The 1,492-nt window shown below is 44.5% G+C and carries 1 protein-coding gene; it reads left to right on the top strand.

From position 1 onward, the window contains the following. Positions 1–34 precede the first annotated feature (34 nt). Complete coding sequence (locus CSC79_RS16375) at positions 35–1,462, top strand: NAD-dependent succinate-semialdehyde dehydrogenase (RefSeq protein ID WP_099296823.1); 1,428 nt, start codon at positions 35–37, stop codon at positions 1,460–1,462. The last annotated feature ends 30 nt before the right edge of the window (positions 1,463–1,492 follow it).

Here is a 1,492-nt window from a genome sequence, read left to right as displayed (position 1 = left end):
TAGCTGATAGCTGATAGCTACTAACGGAGGCCTCATGTCACATTTAGTTTTTACTGATTCATTTATTAACGGTGAGTTTTACCCAACAGATTCTCACTTTGATGTAACTGACCCCGCGACAGATAAAGCGATTGCTTCGGTTAGTGATGTTGACCAAGCTGGCGTACAACAGGCTATTGACGCAGCTCACGGTGCGTTTATTAAACTAAAATCGACTAATCCTTCTTCGCGAAGTGAAGTATTAATGCGTTGGTACGAATTAGTTATAGAGCACAAACAGACCCTTGCCGAGTTGATGACAAAAGAGCAGGGTAAACCGCTCAAAGAGTCCCTTGGTGAAGTAGAGTACGGTGCCGGTTTTATTAAATGGTTTGCTGAACAAGCAAAACGCAGTTATGGCGATGTGATCCCACCGACCGACAATCAACACCGTTTAACGAGCTTTAAGCAGCCAATCGGCGTTGTGGCTGGTATAACACCGTGGAATTTCCCTATTGCCATGGTGACTCGCAAAGTAGCCCCAGCTTATGCCGCAGGCTGTAGTTTTGTATTAAAGCCCTCAGAACATACGCCGCTTTGTGCTCTCGCATTGGCTTATTTAGCAGATCAAGCGGGCTTTGAAAAAGGCGCCTTTAATGTACTGGTATCTGAGAATGCTAAAATGGTCGGTGAACTGCTAACAGAATCTGAGGTTGTTCGTAAGTTTACTTTTACCGGTTCAACCGGTGTGGGTAAGCAGTTACTATCGCAATGTGCCTCAACAATTAAACGTACATCAATGGAACTCGGTGGCAATGCGCCATTTATTATTTTTGATAATGCTGATTTAGATGAAGCCGTTACAGGCCTGATGGGCGCTAAATTTAGAAATGCTGGGCAAACTTGTGTTGCAGCTAACCGCATTTTTGTGCAGCGCAATGTGTTAGATGAGGTGGTTAAAAAGCTCAATGAAAAAGTAACCTCATTAAAAGTCGCCAGCGGTTTTGTCGACGACTGCGATATTGGTCCGCTGATATATGCCAAAGCAAAACAAAAGGTTCAAGACTTGCTGAGTGATGCAAAACACAAAGGCGCGACTCAAATAAATGATGTCAAAGAATTAGGGGGTAACTTTCAAGCACCTGTTATTTTAACGGGTGTTACCCCTGAAATGGATATTTACCACCAAGAAGTATTTGGCCCAGTAGTTAGTATTATCGCATTTGACGAAGAAGCCGAAGTACTCGCACTTGCCAATGACGTGCCGTATGGCCTCGCCGCTTATTTTTATAGCCAAAATATCAAGCAGGTCTACCGCGTGAGTGAAGCATTAGAATATGGCATGGTGGGTATTAATGAAGGGCTGATCTCCAACCCCGTTGCGCCTTTTGGTGGTGTAAAACAATCAGGCCTAGGGAGAGAAGGCGGCCATCAAGGGCTCGACGAATACCTCGAAGAAAAATATGTGTGTATGAAAGTTTAGCTGTAGGCTTTAAGCCGTCAGCCGTCAGCC

It is taken from the genome of Pseudoalteromonas sp. 3D05, assembly GCF_002723455.1.
Classification (GTDB): Bacteria; Pseudomonadota; Gammaproteobacteria; order Enterobacterales; family Alteromonadaceae; genus Pseudoalteromonas.
The sequence above is the reverse complement of the archived record's forward strand: the minus strand, read 5'-3'. Positions and strand labels throughout refer to the sequence as shown.

Coding starts and splice junctions, on each gene's coding strand:
- CSC79_RS16375 (WP_099296823.1), top strand. CDS start 35: ATGTCACATTTAGTTTTTACTGATTCATTTATTAACGGTGAGTTTTAC.